Raw genomic sequence first — 24,713 nt, 5'->3', positions numbered from 1 at the left:
TAAATATCTCATTTATGACAAACTACATTTTCTTACAGAAAGAAACACAAAGAAATAAAACCGTAATAATCAATAATTTAATTATAAAAGAAAATCACTCTTAATTGATGGATTTCAAAACTATTTGTTGTTATGAATACTCTTCCCCATATCTTCATCCATGTAATAGCCTTTGTTGTTCTCATCTCCATCAACAAAACGCTTAAATCCTCCCTCAGCATTCATTTCCTCCGTATATAGCTCTTCATAATCCTTTGTATACATGGCGTTTGGCACAACATTAATATCAAATACTATTTCCTTAAAATCAGCTCCCTCAAAATTACCATACAGTGTTACATAATGCTTGACATAACCTATATTCTTTGCACTGTTATAGCTCAATGTCAGCAGCCGATCCTTACCCGGGGGAACAGAAAAGTGATCTGAATCATCATTTACCTTTAAACAGCCGCATGAAGTAATGATATCGGATATCATCAATGGATTCTTTCCGGTATTTTTGATTTTAAAAGATAGATCCTTTTGCTGCCCTGCTACCAGTGGATAATAATGGCGCTGGTTATCCTCAATCTCCATGGTCGTCTTTCTATCTTTGATGTTCAGGCAGCCCGAAAATAATACGGCTATCGTAAACACCAAGCAAGAATTAAAATATCCGTATCTCATCGCAGGCAATAACCGCATTTTTAATTTCCCTATTTTTATAGATTCTAATTTGTAATTTTTCATTTTCTTTTAGTTCTAAACTTTTATTTAATATTGCATATCGGTCGCCCAACATCAGATCCGCCTTGCCAAAACTCGCTATCCGATTGCCATTTTTGTATAATACTATTGCATGGGGTATCAGCATCCTATGCCGTTCATTTACAAGAAATCGAATCTGCAATTTTGTCGGTTTGACTCCATCTATGAGTTTCATATCGGAAATTGTTATATCCCGACCTGTAAGAAACCATCCCTGATTAAAATCTGTCAGGAATCCTGGAACATTATCGTAGAGAAAATCGCTATTTTCAGATGACTGCAGCCCCTGCAGTGAGAAAACTGTTAAAGAACTGATTCCATTTCTGGTTAACTTAGCTTCTTTTAAGTCTTTCCATGCCTTACAATAATCTAATAATTGGCCGTCCGTTTCTTTATAATTCTTTAGGAAGGGATAGCTCTCAAATTCAGACAGCTGGTTCAACACCGGATCAATATCTGATTGCAGCACAATACCATCATTCTCGATACGGAAAAATCCCCCCCGCTTCCCTCCCATCTGATAGGCTATCTGTAGGCTTGTATAAGCTAATGCAGTAATTAATTTATGTACTCTTTTTCTTTCATCCCCGTTCGTTTCGCGCGCGAGTACTTTTAACTTCTCATACATTTCCCGAAAACTCTTTTGGTCAAAATATGATCGTGATGCCGAAGTAAAGCTGGTGTATATACCTGAATCCAGGTTTTGTGAGCTCATCAAATTTTCTATTTGCAGATAATATCTTGTCAGTAAATCTCCCGTTACGGGATAAAAGCGCTTAAAATAATCAGATATCAATTTATCTACGGACAGTGTGGGATCGATCATTAGCGCACTCAATACATAAGTCTTCACATCATCGAAAGTAGAATAATCATATCCGCTGCCATTCAGAAATATTCCCCGGCAATGCAATGATTCAAAAAAACGCAGCTGCGACTGAACCCTTTTTAACACAGGATATGGTGTAAGGTAATCGTCAAAATTCGATACATAATCCCATAGGTAAACGTTAGTGGTCTTCTCATTCCAACCTTGTATCAACTCAATAAACTCACTGACATGTTTATTTTTGGGATCTAGCTGCCCTCTTTTCGCAAGATCGACCGTACTAATAAAAACGCCCGCGTTACTTTTCAATTTCATATCAGGCACAGTCTTCGTCGTCCCATAAGCCAATGTATAAAAATGATGCTCTGGAAATCGTTCTGCCAGCCTGTTTAATAAAGAAACTGTTGCCCCCGTCGCTTCTCCCGGTTTATTTCCCAGCTTTTGGCAACGGGAACACGTGCAAGCTAAATCATTATCGTTGGGCGCTATCATAAACCACCTACTCACTTTCTCCCCAAATTCATCGATAATGTAATTTTCCACTGCGAGGAATGTATTCTCAGAAGAAAAGCAGAACTGCTGCTGATCTCTTTTACCATGCACCAGCGCATAAGAATCCGGAGGAACAGCTCCGCGGAACATTTTGCCAAAATGATGCCCCCAGATCCCCCAGTCCTCATCCGTATTATGTGTATGCAGTATATCAGCATATTCTCCGGTAAGATTAGGAGAGAAATGTGGTTCCCGATATTGAAAAGCAAAAACACCCTTTTTATCGCTAAAATCAATATAAGCTGGTGGCAGATCGGAGACATCCAAAGACTGAAACTTAGCAAAATGATCAATTAACATGTAGCTCAGCCACTTTAATGTAACTTTGTCCCTTCCATAAATGGATATCCGGTTCTCTCCATTCTCAATGACATAATCGTATTTCAGATCCGGTACAATTTCCAGATAAATAATCCCGCCGATAAATCCAGCTTGAACGCTATCTGAACGCAGGATTTCGAATCCCTGATCAGCTTTTCTGCGTTGAAAAATGTGCTGATATAGATAATCGGCGCTTGTACTACTTTCCTTGTCGCCATTTGATGTAATAAGCAACCTCCGTTGGGCGAAATCGAACTGCCTATCCTTGCAGCTGAGGATCATCGGAAACAGTACCAAAAAAAACAAGAATTTAAAATGATACATGCACCTGAAAATATAGGTTATATAAATTTTTATAATTTCCCGAATTTACCGTACCGCCCGTCTGGAAATTATACCAACTTCCCATCACACTTGCACTGACATTTTTGGTAAAAGACCGACCGACACCGGCTCCCACCATCGCGTTGAAAACATCGAAACTATTATAGAGCTGATTGTTCAGAAGATCAGCATCCGGAGCATTACCTATACTGGCAGTCCCAAGCAGATAATTTCTTCTGCTATTCATGAAATATTGAACCTTTCCGGCAATACTATATAGATAAATCCGCTCGCCCTCATAGTCCAATAGATAATTGTTCATTTTCAGTCCCAGTCTTACATCCTCAAGTTCCTTGGTTAACCCCAGGTTGATATTGAACAGATTTTGACCACTGAAGAATCGTCTGTAGCCTAGTCCCATTTCCCCTTCCCAGCTCGGCTTCCACTCGTAAAATCCTGTCGCATTGACAGCAATCTTTGCAAAATATCTATTCGCAAGAGCAATATCGAACCTGGTGGAAAATTTTGTGGTCCACGGTTTTGTCCACTCAAACTGTCCCTGGATTCCCTTACCTTCCTCCCTTCCGGTATAATGGATCCGCCCGATATAAGATGAACCATCGTATGCAAGCCTACCATAATCCAGTGAAGAAATAGAAGATATCCTGTTGTCATCCCCAAACCTTGCGCGGAGATGTGAGATCGCAACATAATTCTTTAACGCCCGATGTCCCAGATAATTTAAATGATCCCTAAAATCGGCATATTCCATCAACGTAGGCTCATAAAACTTCTGATAGTAATATGCGGAATCAAATTCCCTTAATCCTTCGAAGGCTAAACCCTTCAAATGCTTCAGGGTTTTATTGTCCTTATAATTCAAGGCCGTATCTACAACTGCCAAAGCTGTCTTATGCTCCTTTTGTTTCAACAGCTGGCCGGCATAGATTTCTGTAGTATGGCTAAACGTATTGACCAATGGCTCATGATAGGGGCTTTTTTGAACCTGTCCATGCAATAAATTCCATGATGAACGCACCTGCGTTGAATCATGGTTCAATGCTTCTGCTAGTTTGATCTTAAAGGTTATATCGTCCCCATAATGCTGCTCAGCAATCTTTGCATAACGGAGCATCTCTTTTTGATCTTTCAGCTGATAACTTACATTGATCATGCACAACAATGCTTCCTGATTTTGGGGGGCCACCGCAAGCCAGCGCTTGATTAGCTGCTGGGCTTCGGGCAACCGATAATCTTCGCGTAACTCTTTCACAATGGGTGAAATAATTTCAGAATATCCCTCGATATATCGTTCCCTGTCCTCTGAGACCGAATTTGCCAGCACTTTTTCAAAAACGTCCAGGGAAAGCTCATATGACCCCTGCTTGAGGTAAATATCAGACTTTTTCAATAGTAAGTCCGGATCATTGGGATTATCCAACAATATATCATCCAATGTCTCCATTGCCTCCTTATATCTCCCAATCGACATATAGGCATTAAAAAGTCCACGTTGTGCGGCCCGTACGCTTTCGGTATCGCCAAATTGTATCGCCTGTTTCCAGTCCAGGATTGCTTCGGCAACGTTATTATCAACCATATTTTCCCTGGCTTCCCGAAGACTGATATTCACAAATGACTCCTTAAGATCTGTATCACCGGGATACTTATTAAAAAATACCTTGGTCAGCTCATTAACTTTCGCCTCGTTCCCCATCTTTTTAAATGCTGTAAGTTCCAATAGATCGAGCTTCTTGCTCTGTCCTGCACTTCGCCTGTGCTTATTTAAAACCAGGAGGGCTTCCTCTCCCTGTCCCTTGGACAGCAGGTCATTGAAAACATAACTGAACGCTTCCCTGTTATTAGGGCTACCATCGAAAATTTTACCATAAAAAACAGCTGGATCATTATTTCTTGCATTTCTCGCAGCTTCCTTGAGAAAATAACCGCGCTGACGGATTAACCGCTGATCTCCATAACCGTTATTTATCTGCTGATCGATCAAAGTTAAAATTTCAGGATATCTCAGCTCATGGTCCAAAATCGATATCTTTTTCTGGATCAAGGCCCCGCTGCCGGGAAACTGATTCAATCCTCGATCGCAATACATCAGCGCACTGTTGTAATCCCCTGATTTAATATAACTGTCTATGAGGGGTAGATAGTTGGCGAAATTCGTAGGTTGCTCATCAACCATTTTCCTTGACAACTCAATGGATTGATCAATCTTTCCCTCCTTTTTGATCAGTAATTGTCGTTGCTGACTGAGGTAGGCCTGATCACTTTTTAGCTCAGTATCCTCAGGGTATATCTGGGAAATCCGTTTCAATAAACGGTCCGCCTCCACATGATTTCCCATAGCGCGGTACAAGGCGATCTTTTTTCGCCAGAGACCTTTCCAATATGGATTCACTTCCAACAATTCGTTGACATAACAGATAGCACTTGAATAACGTTTTGTTTCAGTTTCAACTGTAACCAGCATATGTTTTGACTCCACATTTGCTGGTGCATACTCCAATGACTTAACCAGCTCATATCGTGCACGGCTATAATCTTTGCGGTGGATGTAATACTTTCCGATCAGCATGCGCATATCCGAGTCCTTCGGATTTTTCTTAAGCACCTCGTCAGCAATTTTTCTTCCTTCATCCCATTTACCCTGTTTATAGAGTTCATTGATCTCGTGTGCATCCTTATTTCTTTCAATGCTCGTAATTGCCCGCTGGGCGACAGCAGCCTGAGAAAAACATATCGATAATGAAAGGGCTATAAATAGTTTTGTTGTCTTAATTTTTTTAAACATCATCAATTTTTTTAAGCGTTTTTGGGGTGAGAAAATCCTTTACGGGTCATTTTACCCCATTTGATATCACGTCTGGTCAAATATTGAATGTATCCCCTGAGTGTAAAAATCACTATGAAAGGATGATACAGAATAGGCTCCAAAGCAGAAAATAGAACGAGTTTCAGGTATTCCCAAAAATTCCTGTACAGTTTGTCGAGCGTCAGATCATAAAGTACCGTGATCACCGAGACTGAGAAACCAATGAGATAGGCATACAATAACATCATCCAGAAAGTATCAAAGTTAATCTGATGAGTTATCAGTAGAAAGATCATAAACAACAACCCTACAAATTCAATTATCGGCGCCAAAAATTCGAAGAAAATTGTATAAGGCAATACTATAAATCCCAAACGGCCATAATCTTTATTAAAAATTAGCTTTCTGTGATCGACCAGAAATTGAAAAAGACCCCTGCCCCAGCGGCTTCGCTGACGGCTTAAAACCTTTAAATTAGGTGGACCTTCTGTCCAGCAAAGACTATACGGACACTGCGCGATTCGATAAGGTCTCTCATTCTCGAGCATATAGGCCGCAATACGAGCTGTCATATCCATATCCTCAGCATGGGAAGACGAATCAAAACCGCCAACGGCAATGATAATTTGAGTGTCGAAAAGACCATATCCTCCAGAAACATTTGGGATAGCATTGATCACATCCCATCCCATCTTACCAACGAGATAGGATCTCAGGTATTCCGTTTCCTGAAACAAAGGAATCAAGCTGCTTGGGGCCTTAACACGCGTAATACGCCCATTGTCTACCGTACATCCATTTGCCATCCGCATGGTTGCTCCCACCGCGATTACATGTTTGTCAGAATCAAGAATAGGGAGTACAATTTTACCCAGGCTGTCCTTTGAAAGAATACAGTCAACATCCGTATTGATAAAATAATCATACTGCGCTATATTTATTCCCGCATTAATCGCATCAGCCTTGGTTCCCCCATTTTCCTTATCGATCACGATCAATCTATTGAATTCCGGATTTGTAGAACGGAATAAACGTTTGATAGGCTTACAATGAACCTTATAAATTACATAATATGGGACCTCCTCCAGTTCAAACTCCTTGATTAGAATATCCAAAGTCTTATCCTTACTTCCATCATTCACAACGACAACTTCGAAATTCGGATAATCAAGATTCAACAGGGAATGCACGCTGTCAGAAATAATAACTTCTTCGTTAAATGCGGGTGCAACAATAGATACCGCAGGAGCCTTTTCCGGAAAATCCCTTAAATAATTCTCTTCCCGTTGGGTATATCTATATCGATAACGCACGGTATTATAATAGCTCATAATCATCAGGGCCAAATAGGACAACCCGAGAAAAGTAGCATAGAAATAGATTAGATATGTAAAAAAATAAACCATGATATTGTGAACTTTTAAGCAGTAATGAATAGTTTTTCAGAGAAAATCTGACTCAACAGAAGACGTTCCTTCTCTCTAGATTGCAATACTGCCTCCTCCTGCAAGTGAAGAAGCAGTAAATCTCCCTCCTTACCTTGAGAACGAATCGAACGTGCAACCAACATTTTAAGATTTTCATCTTCAGTCAGACAATATGCATCAGTAAGGAAATTTAATGCTTGCTCACCTTTCAGCTTTCCCATCGTTTTGATTATCGATTCACGGACCGATGTGGATTCTAAATAAAACCTCCCGATCAGCGTGGAAATACATTCCTGATAACCCAGATCCCCCAAAGTCAAAATGATCTGTGATCTAATGTCCCTGTTCTCTTGAACATCGAGCATGGTAATTAATGTCGGACATGCATCCTTTTGATTAAAAAATCCTATCTCCTGAATGATGAACTTGATATATTGGACATTCTTAGAATTGTTGACCCATCTGAGTAAGTTTGGAAGAGGAACTTCCTTGGATTTTTTCACTAATGTCGCGTGCAACCTCAGCTTATCCAGTTGCGTAAAAGCGACATCAAAATTCTCCTCCATAAAACGGAAGGGTGTATAACTATCCTGGCTGGCATACAGATTTCGGGCCGTCTTTCTTAGGTCCTTGTCTTTGTGGAACATTGATTTTGATAATATACCGCTGTTCACGCCATTGTCTATCTCACCAACGACCTGCAAAGCCTCTCTTCGCTTGGATAAGCTGGGTGTACGCATTCTCTTTTCCCAGAATCCCATTAACCGCAGCGCCTCCAAACAATACTTATAATTCATCTCATTGAGGTTTCCGCTTTTCGCTGACTCATTTTTCACCGACAGCACTAGATCGGTCAGTACATCAGTTTTCCATTTTCGGGATTTGGCAACATCATATCTTAATAACTCCTGAATTTCCCCGATCTCATAGTTCTTTTCCGATTTAAGTACAAAAGCTAACCTTTCTTCAAAATGCTCCCGGGTTTTCTTTCTTTGGCGCTCTACTTTGTTGATCTTGTATCCGATAAATAATAATCGCACAATACCAAAAAGAATGACCGCAAATAATACCATGACAAGTACAACTGTCATTCGAATAACCAATGGATATCCATTGTACAAAGCTCCTAAGTAGCTTACATAATAGAGATAATAATCATAATACATAATGTTCATATTTTAAGGTGTTTTTTATTCAATTAATACCGTTTCCTAAATAAGCAAATACGTTTTGCCTACTTGCTGGGACAAAATTGAAGATCTCTAAAAAAAAAAATGTCTCAGATTCTAACCTGAGACGTTTTCAATTAAAAACAAGTCATCATATAAACAAAAATAAAATTGTAAAATATTGTAAATGAGCTAATTAAACAATATTACAACGTATAAAACGAAATCTTTAAAAAGACAGATTTTCAACCATTTAAAAACTTTTTTTAGCAAAAATTTTCAATTAAGTTGAAAAAAAGACAGCACCTGAAGACCCGATAAATATGGAATCGCAAACTCGTTTTCAGGAACATAAAATTCCAACGATCTCCTAACGTTTTACCCGTAAAATCAATAAATACGGCAAAAATATATCCGATCAAATTCTTTGCTCACTAGATCTGTTTGATACAGACCAAATCTTCCCATAAGAAAACAAAACAATTATATTTCTGAGCTACCTGAAATATGGATATTCAATATAAAACACGAAATTAACGTAATGTGACAAACTGATAGGCTGCGGAATTTACATAAACGTCCTAAAAAATGTCGGTGGAGCGACCTGCAGCTTTCTTACATAAAAAAGACTGATGTTGATCTTATGAAAAGTTCTTTGCAAATGTTATTGAATATGGGATAGGCAACAATTGGACTAACACATTAGAAAAAAACACCTAATTATATTTCCGATGTAGCATAGAGAAGCTTACAAATGAACTACGCGAAGAAAAACGCTGTTAATAAATATGGAGAAAAGCTCGAAAAAGCGACAAATGTGGTCAGGAGATATTATTTTTATGAAATAGATGTCCAAAAATTGTAGGATACTTTAGCAATAGGATTAGCCCCCCCCCCGATTTAAGCGAGACATCTCTTACCATACTGAATGGGAGTGCAGCCAAATTCAAACTGAAAACTTCTATAAAAGGAAGCGCGGGAATTAAAGCCACACACAAAACTTAGATCGTCAACAGTTGACGTGAGTTGAGAGGCTGCGAGCTGCTGGGCAGCATAATTTACCCGAAGCTGATTGATAAAACTATTAAAGCCCTTACCGAATTCCTTTTTTAAAAATGGAGAGACATCATTCATAGGAATACCGATTTGTTTACAGAATTTTTCTTTGTTAAGTTCTGTATCCAGATAAACCCTGTCTTCAATAAACCATTCCAGCCTACGTTTGTACGATAATTCCCTCTCTCTTAAGTTTGAAATACGTGAAAATTCGACCTCACAATTTATCTGAACTCCTGGAAATTCATTTTCTATCCGGCTTTCCCCTATATACCCCCTATCGATATTTATTATTCGATGGGATATGAGATATAATTTTACTAGTAACGAAAAAAATGCCAAGTAAAATGTCTGAACAAAAAGCTCATGGATTTCCGACCTGCTCCGCAGTTCGACCATAACAAAAAGCTCCGCGATCAAAAACATAAACAATGTCGCATATATATATACTTTATAGCTATTTTTTTTCAATAGCCCAAGTATATAATTGGCAACCTTCATATCGTCCCTGAACACAATGTAGGTAACATAACCGAAAAAATGCAGCAAGCTGAAAAAATGTACAGATAAAGAATTCTCTACTTCAAAATCAAATAAAATAGAACGTCTGGTTCCAACTATTAAAAAAAGCAGTAGTCCAAATAGAAAGGGCAAGAAATGAACGACTGATTTTTTCAATGAACGATCCCTCTTTAAACCACCAATTAGTAATAATATTGCTGGACCATAAAGTAAACCAAAAGGAAGTGATAGGACAAGATATAATTCGTCCGTAAACAGATAATTCACCATCAAAATAGATGTCTGGTGCAACATAGCCAATATTAAAAACACGAGCAAATAGGCATTTATCCTTCTTTTTCTTTTTGACAGGTTCAAAAAGAAAAAGTAGAGCGAACTTATTAAGACCAATATCGTTAAAAAGGTTAGAAACATACTTCCATAGTTTTCGAATTCGAGGTTGCCGTCGAAATCGGAAACTAAAATAGAAAAACAAAATGCAGGTTTATGCGGGTTTGTAGAACACTTGTTTTATTTGTAGCTACACAGCTACAAAGCCCAGTACAGGTAAGAAATTTAAGGAATAAATAAGACCGGTCTGGAATGATCTGAAAACTGAAATCGCAACTTTGCGACAAAATACAACAATTGAATCTATAAAAAACGTCACTTGATCAGGTGACGCTTTTGTAGCATTTGTCTTCGAAGAATCAATTCTCCTGCGAACGCGGTTTAGAATATATAATCACGATCTCATTATTTCGACAAATCTATAGTACGCGACTTAGGCGGATACCAAAAATACGAGCCGCAACATTGGGAAGCATTTTGTCCCCGTTTTTCGCAGTATAAATTATTGTACCTGAAGGCAATTTACCAATCGTCTTAAGTCATCTCCGGATACTTCTGAACCGGTCATCAAAGAGTGAAAGCGATCGTGTAAGCTACAATTAATATTTTTTGCGAAAGATGCAAACTTCCCATCTTATTAAAAAAACTGCGCCTTCTAGGTCGCCCCCCTTTTATTAAATGGCTCTACCCGCTCATCCTTGCATTGCAAAATAGAGTCAATTAACAGAGAAAATCACTGCTTCCTTCCATGTAACCGTTTCAACTGGTCGTTTAGCCCCATTAAAAGTACTTGTTGCTTCTCCTGTGATGTTAAAATAGAGTTCTTGTGCTACGGCGAATTTTGAAAGCAAAAAGGCTTCAACATCAACAGTCCATTTTTGTTTGGTTCGGTCATCCCGGAGTTCTATTTCTCCCTTAGGAATTTCTATCATTTGATCATTTACACTTTTTTAATCTGACTTTCATTCTTTTACCTGCTGTTTGTGTTTTAAATTGAAATGAATAACGTGCAAAGCTCTAATTTACAAAAAAAGCAAGTTGTTTTTTAGCGTAGGTTTCGAATGTCATTTAGATTGCTTTTTCGTTGCCCTCATCGGCATATAAACTCGATGTTTTATTCCAACTTCAGGCAATTCATGAATTGCCTGAAGTTGGGAGGTTGACGAAAATACTTTATTCTATATCTTAATAACGTAATTCGTTTAACGTAGTTGACTACTTCGCTTTCACTACTTTTTATCAGTAAAATAAATTTCCAGACCCTGATCCGCAGATTTTAAATTGATGAGATAACCAGCCTGCTCCGTTATTTTAACAGGAACACCTTCCGATTCAAAAGCACTGTTGTCCAATTGCTCTTTGGGCTTGCTGATCTTGCTCATGATCTTGGATTTAGCAATGTAATAGGTGTCACCCTCCACTTTTAGGACCTTGAACCAACCAAAGCCCAGGCGGTCGTCAGCCCCCTGCGGTGCTTCGAAATGGCCAAAAAAGATATCACCTACAGCAGGCTTCTGTTCCATGGCGATTGTTTCGGACCGCTTTGCCAGCGGCGGCTTCACGCCATCGTAAACGATCATGCACAATACGGCTACAACCAGCAGCGAGGCCATCCAACCCAAAATGGTCATCTTGAACACAAAGGGTGGCCTAGGGACTTCACTGCTCTTTTCCTGATAAAAAACCTTCATTTCGGCTGTCCACAGACGCCTTGGGATAACCGCTCCGGTAGGTAGATCCCTAAATTCGCCAGCCTCTTTTTTAGAATTTACTGTACATACCGCCAAGTGCATCTTAGTTCGCAAGAACACCAGAACCATGGCCTGTTCTGCTGCCAGAGGATTTTGCAAATGGCCGGCGGCAAAACGCGTTACTTCATATTGTTGGAGTAGGAAAAACATAAGTTTAGAGTTTATAGTTATTTTATGTTGGGATTAGATGACACACTTTCCAGAAAGGACGTTAATCACTTTGCTTACTATAGCGATTATCGGCGACGACCTGCAAATAGTTATCTATATCCGCTAGTATATCAGGAGCGATCTGTGCAGACTTGGTAAACGGATGAAGTAATGCCTGTCCATACTGAATTTGGACAAAGGCCATCACAGATTCACCACCCCACATCCAATTATAAATTAAAGCATGTCCCTCTTCAGAAAATTTGGCAAGCTGCTTTATAAAAGCGAGCATAGGTAATATTTCATGATAGTTTTCACTAAAATTGAGAGCCATAAAAGTCCAGCATTGTTTGTCCTCGTCGTAATGCTCCGCTGCTGCGAAAAAGCGGTCATGGAGCAGTTCATCAACAACATCACGGTAGGATTGCTTCGCATACGCAGGGATAGTTTCCAATGCTGTTTTACTATACATTTCGCGGCTGTGCCACCATTCTCGCCAATTTTCATCAGGCTCTTCGGGGCTGGGCTTCGCCAAAAAGAACGTAGCTAAATTTTTCTTTGTGATTTGTACCCGAATATAAAGCGTATTTAGTTCCATAAGATTGTTTGTTAAATGATTCCTGCTTTAAATAGAAAATAACCAACGCTGATCAAGACCATCGGCAAGGCCATAGCCAATAAGATATTGCTGGCCAAATACACCCCCCAATAAGAGCGGATTCGTATATCGTTGCTATTATTCGGATCATAGATCAGACTTATTTTTTCACCGACGGCATAAGCCGGCGGATTGGCACTAGCTGTAGGCGAAAAACTTCTTACACTACCATCGATGCTATATTCCATCAGAGGCGTGTACATGGTACCACCATCACTGCCACGAGAGGGAATATTTTCGACGACGGTCGCCTGTACGCGCGAACCAGTGGCCATCAGTCTTCTTGCGCGGCTAAAAGAGACGATACTTAGCATAAGGAGTGCCAGTCCAATAATGAGCAGTATCATATGAATTGCTGTTGCCATTTTCATTTTTTAGAGTTGAAGTTTGGTTTCCTTTTTATTTATAGTGAATAGTGATTCCATGCCCCATATATTGATAAGCTTTTCAACCATTTCTAATTGTTCTAAATTTTCACTAGCGTTAATCTACTTTAAGGCACGGAACATTGTTTCAGTAATAAAACTCTCTTTTTCAGGCCGGATAAAGCCTTTAATCTTTTAAAATCTTGCCCCACATCAACATACCGAATTCGTATATCAGCTTTCCTTCCCGACACCGCGATTTTACCTTCACGCAATACAGTGGTAAGGTGGATATAATGCTCAAAGAGCACCAAAAGCGACCTGCTATTCGCTCAGCTTGCAAGCAACCCGTTGCGCAAAACTGTTTCGCTGCTCGGAAGAACAAGCATGCCCAGTTCTTTCGGAAGCCCCATTCTGTGACCATGATGAATGTCATTTTCATAAATCCGTATAGCTTTTATCGTTCGGGACTTCCTCGCGTTTTGATTTTAAGTTACCACCACCGAGCCTCAGGTAGCGCGTAAAATACGGTATCTGCTTTTGGTTGCCATGGAGCCTGATGAAAATACCAGCTCGCCTCCACCTTATCCATAAATTTCGCTATATCCATAGTCCCCCACTGATAGGCCGTCCCGTACCTTTTACCTCCATGTTGGATCTTGCCAAAAACAAATGGTGTCGAACTGCCCGAGACACCACCAGTAAACTGGACGGCTTTCTCGATGTGAAAGCTAGTACCCGCCGGAAACCTTTCCACCAGTGCATAGTCACCCAGCTGAATACGTTCTTCAATATAGGGCCAATCCGGATGCAGACTGTCCAAAAGCAGATAGGGATAACCATTTTCTGGGTACAGTTTAACCTTTTCACTGATTAGCACCGTCTGTTTATCCAGTATGACCGTTTTGCCCGCCCACTGCTTAAACGGTGGATATTGGCTGATACGCGTAGACTTAGTCTTGATGGTGGCATACAGAAAAAATCCGAAGGCCAGCATGGCCACCAATCCTATTGTGATGATTATTCCCATAATTTTCTTTACCGACATATTTCAGTTGATTTGTTTGCCTCGACCAATTCAGCCTTTCCGCTCCTATTTTTTGAACTCCCTTCAATTTCATACCGCAAAGAGCTAATGATGGCGACCATTTACTGCCGAGCTCTTTTTCCATATAAATAGCTGTATTCCCCATCAAATGCATACCCCAGCTCATCCCGCACTTCAAATCGGAATAGCTTTACATTTTTTGTTTTGATGGTTTTAATGGATTTTGCGATACTGTTAATGTAAAATGCCCACCGTTTGTCCGTAGCGTAAAAGGTATGATCACATTCCCGGTAATATCTTCCGTCCACGCATTCCGCTATAATGCTAAAACTGTCCGCATCCGCATCGCGTACGATTTCATCACGAAAATAGACATGCTTGCTGTCTTTCGCCACATTGCTGACACGATCTCCGTGGAGCACTTCAAAAGACGCAGCATCGGCATCTTCGACTTTTTTAAAATACGCACTATAGATCACATCGCCTACGAGCTGATAGATCCCGGGCAGCTCCCTGACATCAGCAAGGCGGTAGACTAGCTTGTGCTCAAAAACATAATCTTTGCCACCCGATGTTGCCATACCGTTTTCAAAATCAAGGATCTGAAAATCCGCAGGATCCGCATCGGGCAGTATACAGAACCTATTGTTATAACTTTCCAGGTAAACATGGTTTTTATCCTTTAAGTAATGAAAAGTAGAACCGTTGCTTTGAATGATTTCAAAGCTCGGAAAATCTATACAGGAATAAAACTTTCGGTACACCTCGATGTCGAAATGCAAGATATAGTTATTGTCTATGACCACAAAACCATTTCCTAGATCCTTCCTACCCATGATTTGCTTGTTTTAGTCCGTATTGTTTTCCTTATCCAAAAATGGAAATTGCTTATCAAATAATTCGCCGACCAGAGGCAATGGCTTTTTCACGTCATTGGCCGCATTGATGATACCAATGACCATTACAATAAAAAAAAAGATACCAGCATAAGCTAATGTTCCTGCAAGGGGGGCGGACACAATGGAGACGATTTGGACGATCACGCCAAAAAGAAAAGAAAAAAGGAGAAGCCCCAACCCCTGCTTGAGGTGATAGCTACTGAAATCATTTCGCTGCGATTTTCCGCCGAAATAAGCGGCTAGCCATAAGATGCCGATATAGCTAAGAATAGATTGTACTTTCGGGTTCATCATGTTTCATTTTTTTGTTTAAGCAAATATGTCAGAATCTGAATCAAAAATCTATCCTAAGGTGCCGACAAAACATCTACTGACCAAAAAAATGGTATATACAAAACATCTACAAAACCCATACAAACCTGACAAACAACATATTATAACAAGCTAAGATTAGCATCAGTATAAAAATCATTACGGAATTAAATATTAAATTTGCTACGCCGCACGTTTGTTGTTTATATATCATATGTATTTGAAGAACTTCTTTCTCCTGATCTTGATCCTTTCGAAACCTTGCTTTGCAGAAGCACAGTTAAACCCAGCTGCGCAGCAGACATTACGTAAATTGGAAAACCTCCGGATCAACAATCGGGCAAAGGAAGCGCTGGCACTCCTCGAAAAAACAATCGAAAACAAGAAAAATACGGCCGATGAAATGGCCTATTTCTACGCCCAGCAAAGCCTGATCTACGGTACACTCGACAGCCTGTTGTTGAGTAAGAGAAGTCTGGACAATAGCGAGAAATTCGCCCAGCAGGGAATGACAAACGAAGCAAAAGCCATGGCTTACCGTGCCGAGGCCGCACTGAACCGGCAACTGGGTTTACCCGATCAGGTCGTAAAAAGTGCCCTGAAAGGATTGCAGCTCCTTGAGAAAAGCGAAAAAGATCCACAAAATCAATACGCCCTGAATTACCTGCTGTATGGGGTATACAGCCGTTGGAACGAATATGAGAAAATGAACCATTACATTCGTCAATGCGAGCATTATGCACGAAAAGCCGATAATAACAATTCGCTGGTGAATGTCTATAATGGGCTCTCTAGCATGTTTCAGGCCCGGTATGAAAAGCAGAAGCAAAGATCACTGCTGGACAGTAGCTTCCATTACCTCCAAAAATCATTCGGCCGCTACCAGCAAGCTCCAAGTAGCATCAGTCCGAATAGTTTTGTGATCACCTGCATCAACTTGGCAAATTTTTACTTTGAGTTTTCAAATGCACCGCTGCACGAACGAAAAAAACAGGCATTCCATTATTTGGCTCTGGCAGAAACTGAGCTAAAAAAGCATAATGCTGCCGCAGATTACTGGGTTAATGTCTATGGGATAAAGAGTGATTTTGCTTTACTGGAAAACAACCTGTCACTTGCAGAACAGTATTTGTTGCAGTCTATCACCCAGATCAAACAGGACGAAAATACCTTTTATAAAGCAGAATATACGGTATTTAAGCACCTCGCTGAAATTGCGACCAAAAAGAATGATCTGAAAACGGCGCTCAACTACCAGCAGACAGCGGAGCAGCTGCTGAAAAAAACCTTCGATCAGCAGCAGTTATTTAATGTACAAAAGTTGGAGGTCCAGTATGAGACCGAAAAGAAAAACCAGCAATTGCTCTTGCTCGATCAGAAAGCTGAATTTCGGAAACGACAAAATTACCTTTACGGTGGAATTGCCCTTGCACTGCTGCTCGGGCTGGGTTTTATGTTCCGCTCCTATCACTTTAGATTGCGTTATTCCATCGAACGTGAACGGAAGCTTCAACAGGAAAAGCGCGATGGCGAAAAACAGACTGCAATGCAGCTCCAGCTGGAAAAGGAAGAACAGGCACGTTTGCGAGCCGAGCAGGAATTGTTGGAACTCAAGAGCAAGCGGCTTGAAAAAGAAGCATTGGCTAGCAGCTTAATGATCGAACATAAAAACGATATGTTGCAGCAGATCAAAACCCAGCTGAATGAGGGTGACGCCGCCCCTATAAAAAAGCTCCTAAAAGAGGAAAAGCTGATCAGTGCCGATTTTCAGGATGTTATCAATCAGATCCAACTGCTACACCCCGATTTTTTCAGTCAGCTTTCAGCCAAAGCTGTGAAGAAGCTCACTCCGCTCGATTTAAAATACTGTGCCTACATTCACCTGCAGATGAATACCAAACAAATTGCGCAGGTCATGCATGTGGAGGCCCAGAGCGTCAGAATGTTTAGATATCGCCTGAAACAGAAATTCGGTCTGGATAAGGATACAGATCTGGAAGAATTTTTGAGAGGATAATAAGATGAAGGCTTTTTTACAGTATCTTAATCGAAAAAATTAACGATTAAGCTATCTAATAATATTGAAATTATCACTAGCCTATCAAATAGGAGTTTTTTTTTATAATTCCAGAATTGCGCTCAAATCAAGCTTCCAACATACAGCTACCCATTTTATTTTCTAATTGGCACTTGAAGATCTGTTTAACCTTCAATTAAATAAAACTTGTTTTATTCTTCTTTTTCTTGCAACTCTACCTATGCTGAGCGTGATTAATAATTATTTCGATACTCCGTTCTCAAGCAATTTGGGGAACGTGTAGACAATTTGTAGATAGAATAACAGTATAAAGTTTGACTACCTTTACCCCACAGGCTGGAAAGTCAGCCGATCATTTTTTAAAGTAACATATGAAGAAATTAACTATTGGAGAAAATACGCTTTTCCTGAAACTGCTATTGATCAGCAGTAGTTTTATTTTATTGATGGCCTGTGGCAAGGATAGTGAGCCGATCGAGGATATTCAGCCTGAGCCTATCGAGGTCAACGTTTACGTAACAGGAATAAAAAAGGTGAATGGGGTAAACAGGCCATTCTATCTTAAGGACGGAAAGGAAATCATGCTTGCATATAGCGGAAACGTATCTGCTACCGCCAACGATATTTTTGTTTCGGATGGGAATGTCTACGTTGTAGGATTTATAAACTCCGATTTAACTTGGCAATACCACCCTAAGAGTGCCGTGCTATGGAAAAATGGTATAATCCAAAATCTGGAAATGCCCACAGCCACGTTAAAGTCCGAGGCTAGGGCTGTATTCGTTTCCGATAAAGATGTTTATGTAGCCGGGAGACATCAAAAAGCCGGGGGAAATTGGGTTGCTTGCGTTTGGAAAAATGGAAAGGTCATCAATGTGACGGACGGAAGCAATATAGCCAGACTGTATGACATATATGTACGCGGCAATGACCTCTATGTGACCGGATATGAAATAAATGACGAAATAGGAACCCGGGGAACATACTGGAAGAATGGTACTCCAACTGTGCTGGAAAATAAGAATAGCGAAAATATCGTCCCTAATCAGATCACTGTTCTTGGCAGCGACATATATGTTGTCGGTACGGGTTTTGACGGAATTGGACAGAGCGCCCAGTATTGGAAAAACGGAAAACAGTCCATACTACCATCACAACCTGAGCAGCCAGTGAATTATGGTCAGGCAATAACAACGGAAGCAGGTAATGTGCTCATAGGCGGAACCCTAAATAACCAGCCAACGGTATGGAGAAATGCGGTATCACTGAATTGGAATATCAATTCCGATCCTTCGATAGATGCTGAGCTTTCGGACATGAAAGTGCTAAAAGGGAATATTTTTGCAACCGGATGGAGAAAAAGTGGAAAAAGTAGAACACTATGGATATGGAAAAACGGACAGGAATATTTCAGTACTGCACCTGGTAGCCACTATACGCCGAACGGTCTCTTTGTTGTTGAAAGATATTGAGCAAAGTTTTCCATATAAGGTAGAAGTCCTCCCAAAAACCACTTTCTATTTAAAAGGTTCATTTTTACTCGTCTTATTTATCTTCCCATTCATCATCTTCTTCTTCATCCTCATATGACGTGTATGACCAGTCAGCTTCTATTCTGTCTAGGATTTTAGCAAAACGGCTTTGGTCACTTGTTCCGATAAAAACAGCATAACATTTATCATCGTCTTCAAATGAAAGACTTACGACCTCATAAAAATCGTCTGTATATACTTTTTGTTTTTCATAAGAAATTTCAGCGCTTGATCTGATTAAATGTCAAAAATTGTGTTTTGGTAAAATGTATGGCGGCATTTGCAAGACCTTTTAAAACTATTCAAATTGCAGAATGCCGATTAAATAATTGTTCAGTATGACTTAGTTCAAAAAAAATGGCTACCTAGGTAGCCATTTTCACTATTGTTTTTCTTATGATATCTCGATCATTTTAGGAGGTTTCTGCTTTGCATCTTCTTTTTTAGGAATGGTCAACATAAGCAGTCCATTATCATATTTTGCATTAATGTTATCCTGATCCACAACATCTTTTGGAAGCTCGAAACTTCGCTGGAAAGATTGATAACTAAATTCCCGTCTGGTAAAGTTATCTTCTTTAGTTTCTCTGTTATCTTCCTTCATGGATGATATGGTAAGCAGGTTACCATCGAGCTTGATCTGAAAATCATTTTTGTCCATACCAGGTGCTGCAACCTGCACCTCATAGGCGTCTCCAGTTTCCTTAATATTTACAGAAGGTACGGTCGTACTGGTGGATGAGTAATTGTTATTGCCCCAGTTAAAAAGTTCACGACCGAAAAAATCATCAAAGATGCTGGAAAAGCCTACATTGCTATTTCCGTTTCTTCTCATTAGATTATTCATTGTAATCTCCTTTTAAATAAGTTTAACAATCAATTTACTAACACTCCAGCTGGCCAGCTGTACGATATCTAAAACAAAAAAAATGCCATTTGCAGAAAGATGAAATTTTTTCATACCGGCTGTCAAATTTTCAGATTTCTCGCTTTAAACTGGGACTGGACCTATTTTAGGAAACGATATAAATTATCGGCTGGGAGCTTACCATTTATCGCTGCGCCACCAAAATTTAAAAGTGTCATAACATTTCCGGTACGAGCTTTTGCTGAAATTAAAAAAAAACTTTAAGTTTAAATCCGCATTCCAGTTCATTATTATAATTAAATATGGCAAATTACATTGGACTAACAAAAGATGCAGGCTGGCAATTTGGAATCAGAAAAACTGTGCCAACGAACATTGAAAGACTTTGGGAAGTCTTTTTTTCAGACAGGGGATTAGGCTACTGGACTGAAGGTGTTGACCAAAACTTTTCGACTTTTAAAGAATATTCACATATCCGAACTAAATGGAAACACAAAAATTTTGAAGAAAATGCCCATTTACAGATCAGATTTATTCCTTCTAAAAATAAGGATAAGACCACAATTTCAATTCATGTAGATCATTTAAAAAATGAAAGTCAACGTGAAGTATCCAAAAAGTACTGGTCGGTTGTTATTGAAAATCTTAACTTGTTAACAGAACACCTGATTTCAGTCTAAAGGGTTTAGACTACTTTATACCATCTTTAAGGAACTAAAGCCACGGCTAAAAAAAATGTATAAAATAGAATAATAGCAAGATTATTTTATCCCACCGATCTTTGTCGAAACGGATCTTTGTCGAATAAGCCTAAGTGAATCTTATACTTATTCACTTACGAAGATAACCTCAGCTCCCAAACCTTTCAGGTCATTCATGATCGGCCGCAAGCGGAGCTCATAATCTTCGTCAATCACCACGGGTAATGAGTGCGATAGTTCAAGGGCCTCAGGCAATGAAAGCTCCATTAAACCTCGAAGATAACTCAGCACCCTAATTTTATTTGAACCGACACTGGTCAACAATAATTTTCCGGGTGTCCAGGCTGCTGGAACAATTTGTTCAGAAACGGGTTCATTTTCATTCTCCTGACTCAGGACCTCAATGACTTCTTCCCAAAAAAGGTTATCCGGCTCAATTTCCTTGGTAAGCCAATCGACAAGTAATTCAATGTCATTTTGAAATTCTGCAATCTTATCCAAGAGATCAGAAAAGGCTACCAGACTATCCGCTATTTTTACTGCCTCCCATTTCCCTGCGCCATGGGGAGCATAGTATACCGGAAAACCTTCGTTTCCTTCTGTAAAATCAACAAAGAAAGGATCATCAAGACCATTCAATGCCACGACATACCAACCTGGCTGCCATTGTCCTACTGCAACTCCTGTTAGGTTTTCCTCCGTTATTCCATGAAACCTGAACCCGCTCTGCCAACTTTCCAGTTCATCAATTTTTGGGTAATGAAAAGGGAGGTACATATTGCCGCATACATGCTGCTTTGTTATAAACCGTTCGACCGGTAATGGGATTGTCTTCATATCTTGCTCGTAGGATTGTTATCAATTATGATACCGTTTCAGTTCTTCTCGGACCAGCCAGCAGTTTTTATTTTTCTTCCCATTCATCACCTTGTTCTTCATCCTCATATGACGTGTATGACCAGTCAGCTTCTATCCTATCTAGGATTTTATCAAAACGGCTTTGGTCACTTGTTCCGATAAAAACAGCAGAACATTTGTCATCGTCTTCAAATGAAAGACTTACGACCTCATAAAAATCGTCCGTATATACTTTTTGTTTTTCATAAGAAATTTCAGCCACCGGTGTCATGGTTTCCCTGATCAGTTGTACAGTTCTCGGATCAACACTTTCCAGAGAGATCGCATTATATTTCAGTCCTCCTAAAGTACCATTATAGACAGCCATCAATAAAAAGAAATCTGCTAAGCTGTTGGTTTCTAAATACCATTCCGGATCTTCCTCGGTGCCAGAATTTCCCCAAACCGGGGGATTATCCAAACTTAAATCATCTTCTTTTATACCCCAGGAAACGACCATTTGATTTTCTTCAAAGATCATTAGATACCCGTCCATTGAAAAACCACTTTCTTTTTCGGGTTTTAAAAGCTTATTGTAGGAATAGTTGACCTTTTCGTTTTTTCCGAAAGCCCGATAATAGTTTTTGAGTTCTTGGGGCAATTTCACTTGCAATCTCATTTCAAGCGCTAAGATTTCACTTTCAATAAATCCAAAATTCTCCTCCTTAGGTAAGTTGTACAATCTTCTTATTTTCTGTAAGTAATCCATAATGATCTCAACTTTCGATAACAATTTGTCAGAAACTGTATTAAATATCGTTTTCAATTGACGGCCTGCAAAACAGCAACCATAGCAGACAAGATAACCAGCCAATGTACGACAATCAAAATATTCAGTTTCTTTAGCAAGATAAATAAAATTCCGAATGTAATACCCCACGACAGAAACCACCAAATCTGATCAATTGATTTTAAGCCGTGCTGGAAAATGAAAGGAACGGCCGCTATTAAAACAGATATCCATTTATTTAGATGGTTGCTTGCCAGTGCCTTTATTGCAAATCCCCTGTAGACAATTTCTTCTGATATTCCAGCAACTAAACCCATCAGAATAAATATTATCCTTGCCGTTGTCGTTTTGGGCGTCAGAGAAGAAATGGCATTTAACTTCTGAAGGTCTACATTCCCATGACTCAGCGCCATTTCGATCATGATTAAGAGTGCAAATGCAAACAGCAGATATCCGACGGTAAAATAAATCGTTTTCTTCTTCGATAAGGTAAACCCGATTTCCTGCCAGCCCCAACCTTCCGATTTTAAAATTTTTGAAACCAAGAATAGCTGAACCAGGTACCAAACCGTAATAATGATCCAAAAGGTATTGAAAAAATCAAGGCCTAAACTTGTTATTACTCTGCGATTTAATAACAGCAAGGAAATCAGGGTTGATATCACGGGGAAGCCTATAAGTACCGCAAAAATTTTGTTCAGGGGCATTTTGGAAGTAATTGTATTCTGTTGCATCTTTTCGTATTTAATGGGTTTGCGATACAAAAGTAAACAGGGACCATATGAGTGAAGTTACCATATGGTAATTCTTAGATTTTTTGGGACCGCAGTCGACTTAGGCTCTGCGGGGTGATCCCCAGATAGGAAGCCAGATATTTTAGAGGGATTCGTTCAATACCCTTTTTTGTGTCAACGAGTTCCATATATCTTTCTTTCGCTGATTTGAGCAAAAGATCGATCTGTTGCTGTTGTTTTAAAATAAAAGAACTTTCTGCACAGAGCCTCGTGATCTTTTCCCCATAGTTTCCGCTATTAAATGTTTGTTGGAAATTGGCGTGAGATAAACGGAATAGGGTGGAATCTTCGAAAAGCCTTACTTCGATCGGTGTTGGCTTCTGTAATGTAAAGGACATATAGTCATTTATAAAATCATTCTCAAAAGCCATATCTATACAGACAAAGTTGTTCTTGTTCCAGATCAGGTTCCCTCCACTCCCTTTGATTATGATATTTAAATATTTCTCAGTTGTGTTTACCTCTTTTATGATACTGTCTTTTGGATACTCTTTGATCTCCCCCAATTTTTCAAAGTTATTCCAAACCTGGATATCCAAGTTGATAAAAGGATCAAAGATTTGTTTGAGTATACCTGCTGTCATAGTATCAGTTCGTTTAATTGGTGTTAATAGGTCTTGTATTTTCAAATATACAAACATATATAAGATGGTATAGATATCAGAAAAAATAGTATTTTAGTGATTAACAATATCCTATCCAAAACAAATTAAAATAAAATATGGAAGCAATCAACAGATGTCTAGCAAAACTTGACGAAAGGGAACAGAAACGTTATCATTTTGAATTTGCCAAACTGGATGAAGACCAAAAGCAGCAGTTGGAAGCACTGGTTTCCCGTATGGAACTAGCCGGAGCAACAAAGCCTTTGAGCTGGGCATGGAGTGAATTCCAGGAAGGTATCCCACAATGGGCCCGTTTTATGATAATAAAAGGTATGTACCAGTCTGCTACAGATGTCGAAGGAAATGCTGACGCTGCCATTGAATTTAATCGGGATGCGACTGAGATCTTCGAAGAGATGTCGGAAGCTATCGGTGCTAAAAGGTTAAAACAGTTCCTTACTGCTTATGGCAAAGGCATGTTATATAATATGATCGGTATCTTTGATGAGGGGAATCCGGATTATGAGAGCAAAGATAGCTGGCTACTGGTCAGTCAGGATCGTGAAGCGGATACCATAGGGAGGCCTATTGCCGGGCTACATGAAGATTTCCTGGAATTTGAGGGGGAATACAGTACTGAAGAATAACCAATAGTGAAAATGAAAACAACATTGATTTTTATTGGTATAGCCTTGTTGGTCATAATCGCAATAATGATCTTTAACTCCTGTTCCCGAAAGATCACAAGAACTTTGCTGACAGATAATAAGATCTACCACTGGAAAATCTACCATACCACCGAAAATAACTATCCTGCCGGAAAATTTCAGTATTTTGAAGTATTTCTGGGCGAGCAAAAATTGGTTCTGCCCAAAGAGCTAACCGGTGGGGTACGTGACATTTCACAGTTTCATGCTGCCGGTTCATTTGGTAATCATGAGACAGACTACAATGCTGTTCTCATCGTCTTTGAAGGCATTTCAAAAAATGAAAATGGCTTTGAGCAGCGTCATATGGTCAGCATTAAAGTCAGTCCACTAACTATAAATAAATTATTGCTGACCAATATGTGTAGCGGTCAAGCAACTGAAATGATTATAAAAAACGAAGAATAAACACTATGTGCAATGCATTGCTATCTTCCGTTTATATAATCTGTGATACTTGTATAAGAAACTGAGCGCCCCACCCATTCAATCACGAGTTATCTAATTGACATTCTACCAAAAAAATGCAGTTCTTCACCTATTTTTTGCTT

23 protein-coding genes are annotated in these 24,713 nt (G+C 39.5%); 5 read left to right on the top strand and 18 right to left on the bottom strand.

The window, feature by feature from the left end:
• Positions 1–120: 120 nt before the first annotated feature.
• The 13 genes from AAW12_RS24360 to AAW12_RS24300 all read right to left on the bottom strand — a co-directional run bounded on the left by AAW12_RS24360 (position 121) and on the right by AAW12_RS24300 (position 15,272).
• Positions 121–669 (bottom strand): DUF1573 domain-containing protein, encoded by a 549-nt coding sequence (locus AAW12_RS24360; RefSeq protein ID WP_046676197.1) that lies wholly within the window; start codon positions 667–669, stop codon positions 121–123.
• Entirely contained in the window at positions 650–2,776 is a 2,127-nt protein-coding gene (locus tag AAW12_RS24355; protein WP_046676196.1) for a DUF4838 domain-containing protein, read from the bottom strand. The genes AAW12_RS24360 and AAW12_RS24355 overlap by 20 nt, the downstream gene beginning before the upstream one ends.
• Positions 2,763–5,585, bottom strand: a complete 2,823-nt coding sequence (locus AAW12_RS24350) for a tetratricopeptide repeat protein (protein ID WP_084823319.1) — start codon at positions 5,583–5,585, stop codon at positions 2,763–2,765. Before AAW12_RS24350 ends, AAW12_RS24355 begins: the two co-directional genes overlap by 14 nt.
• An 8-nt stretch (positions 5,586–5,593) precedes the next feature.
• Complete coding sequence (locus AAW12_RS24345; protein ID WP_046676195.1) at positions 5,594–7,009, bottom strand: glycosyltransferase family 2 protein; 1,416 nt, start codon at positions 7,007–7,009, stop codon at positions 5,594–5,596.
• A gap of 14 nt (positions 7,010–7,023) precedes the next feature.
• Entirely contained in the window at positions 7,024–8,205 is a 1,182-nt protein-coding gene (locus tag AAW12_RS24340) for a HEAT repeat domain-containing protein (protein WP_156167765.1), read from the bottom strand.
• Between the two features lie 894 nt (positions 8,206–9,099).
• A complete protein-coding gene (locus tag AAW12_RS24335) occupies positions 9,100–10,071 on the bottom strand; it encodes a helix-turn-helix domain-containing protein (protein ID WP_046676193.1) in 972 nt (323 codons plus the stop codon).
• A gap of 752 nt (positions 10,072–10,823) precedes the next feature.
• Positions 10,824–11,039: a hypothetical protein gene (locus AAW12_RS24330; RefSeq protein ID WP_046676455.1), complete on the bottom strand. Its 216-nt coding sequence runs from the start codon at positions 11,037–11,039 to the stop codon at positions 10,824–10,826.
• 297 nt (positions 11,040–11,336) lie between these two features.
• Positions 11,337–12,008: a hypothetical protein gene (locus AAW12_RS24325; protein WP_046676192.1), complete on the bottom strand. Its 672-nt coding sequence runs from the start codon at positions 12,006–12,008 to the stop codon at positions 11,337–11,339.
• A gap of 61 nt (positions 12,009–12,069) precedes the next feature.
• Positions 12,070–12,606 carry a hypothetical protein gene (locus AAW12_RS24320; protein WP_046676191.1) on the bottom strand — a complete coding sequence of 179 codons (537 nt, stop codon included), beginning with the start codon at positions 12,604–12,606 and terminating at the stop codon, positions 12,070–12,072.
• Positions 12,607–12,617: 11 nt separating this feature from the next.
• On the bottom strand, positions 12,618–13,031 hold the full coding sequence (locus AAW12_RS24315) for a DUF3592 domain-containing protein (RefSeq protein WP_197084169.1): 414 nt from the start codon (positions 13,029–13,031) through the stop codon (positions 12,618–12,620).
• A 493-nt stretch (positions 13,032–13,524) separates the two neighbouring features.
• Complete coding sequence (locus AAW12_RS24310) at positions 13,525–14,061, bottom strand: hypothetical protein (protein WP_197084168.1); 537 nt, start codon at positions 14,059–14,061, stop codon at positions 13,525–13,527.
• A 119-nt stretch (positions 14,062–14,180) separates the two neighbouring features.
• Entirely contained in the window at positions 14,181–14,915 is a 735-nt protein-coding gene (locus tag AAW12_RS24305; protein ID WP_046676188.1) for a DKNYY domain-containing protein, read from the bottom strand.
• Positions 14,916–14,927: 12 nt separating this feature from the next.
• On the bottom strand, positions 14,928–15,272 hold the full coding sequence (locus tag AAW12_RS24300; protein WP_197084167.1) for a DUF4870 domain-containing protein: 345 nt from the start codon (positions 15,270–15,272) through the stop codon (positions 14,928–14,930).
• 232 nt (positions 15,273–15,504) lie between these two features.
• On the opposite strand from AAW12_RS24300, the gene AAW12_RS24295 reads away from it, so the two are divergent.
• Entirely contained in the window at positions 15,505–17,307 is a 1,803-nt protein-coding gene (locus tag AAW12_RS24295) for a hypothetical protein (RefSeq protein ID WP_053003981.1), read from the top strand.
• A 392-nt stretch (positions 17,308–17,699) separates the two neighbouring features.
• Entirely contained in the window at positions 17,700–18,800 is a 1,101-nt protein-coding gene (locus AAW12_RS24290) for a hypothetical protein (RefSeq protein ID WP_046676186.1), read from the top strand.
• Between the two features lie 454 nt (positions 18,801–19,254).
• On the opposite strand, the gene AAW12_RS24285 is transcribed toward AAW12_RS24290, so the two are convergent.
• A complete protein-coding gene (locus AAW12_RS24285) occupies positions 19,255–19,707 on the bottom strand; it encodes an Hsp20/alpha crystallin family protein (protein ID WP_046676185.1) in 453 nt (150 codons plus the stop codon).
• A gap of 323 nt (positions 19,708–20,030) precedes the next feature.
• Here AAW12_RS24285 and AAW12_RS24275 point away from each other — a divergent pair, with 323 nt between their 5' ends.
• Positions 20,031–20,408 (top strand): hypothetical protein, encoded by a 378-nt coding sequence (locus tag AAW12_RS24275; protein WP_046676183.1) that lies wholly within the window; start codon positions 20,031–20,033, stop codon positions 20,406–20,408.
• Between the two features lie 147 nt (positions 20,409–20,555).
• Here the strand turns inward: AAW12_RS24275 and AAW12_RS25915 are convergent, their stop codons facing one another.
• The 4 genes from AAW12_RS25915 to AAW12_RS25910 form a co-directional block, all read right to left on the bottom strand.
• A complete protein-coding gene (locus tag AAW12_RS25915) occupies positions 20,556–21,266 on the bottom strand; it encodes an SMI1/KNR4 family protein (RefSeq protein ID WP_053003980.1) in 711 nt (236 codons plus the stop codon).
• Between the two features lie 67 nt (positions 21,267–21,333).
• On the bottom strand, positions 21,334–22,035 hold the full coding sequence (locus AAW12_RS24265) for a hypothetical protein (RefSeq protein ID WP_046676182.1): 702 nt from the start codon (positions 22,033–22,035) through the stop codon (positions 21,334–21,336).
• Between the two features lie 53 nt (positions 22,036–22,088).
• Positions 22,089–22,790, bottom strand: coding sequence for a CPBP family intramembrane glutamic endopeptidase (locus tag AAW12_RS24260; protein ID WP_197084166.1), 702 nt, complete (start codon positions 22,788–22,790; stop codon positions 22,089–22,091).
• 74 nt (positions 22,791–22,864) lie between these two features.
• Positions 22,865–23,434, bottom strand: coding sequence for a Crp/Fnr family transcriptional regulator (locus tag AAW12_RS25910; protein ID WP_156167764.1), 570 nt, complete (start codon positions 23,432–23,434; stop codon positions 22,865–22,867).
• Between the two features lie 137 nt (positions 23,435–23,571).
• On the opposite strand from AAW12_RS25910, the gene AAW12_RS24250 reads away from it, so the two are divergent.
• Both AAW12_RS24250 and AAW12_RS24245 read left to right on the top strand, forming a co-directional pair.
• A complete protein-coding gene (locus AAW12_RS24250; protein ID WP_046676181.1) occupies positions 23,572–24,102 on the top strand; it encodes a hypothetical protein in 531 nt (176 codons plus the stop codon).
• A gap of 12 nt (positions 24,103–24,114) precedes the next feature.
• Entirely contained in the window at positions 24,115–24,570 is a 456-nt protein-coding gene (locus AAW12_RS24245) for a hypothetical protein (RefSeq protein WP_046676180.1), read from the top strand.
• The last annotated feature ends 143 nt before the right edge of the window (positions 24,571–24,713 follow it).

This window comes from Sphingobacterium sp. Ag1 (assembly GCF_000988325.1).
Taxonomy (GTDB): domain Bacteria; phylum Bacteroidota; class Bacteroidia; order Sphingobacteriales; family Sphingobacteriaceae; genus Sphingobacterium.
The sequence above is the reverse complement of the archived record's forward strand: the minus strand, read 5'-3'. Positions and strand labels throughout refer to the sequence as shown.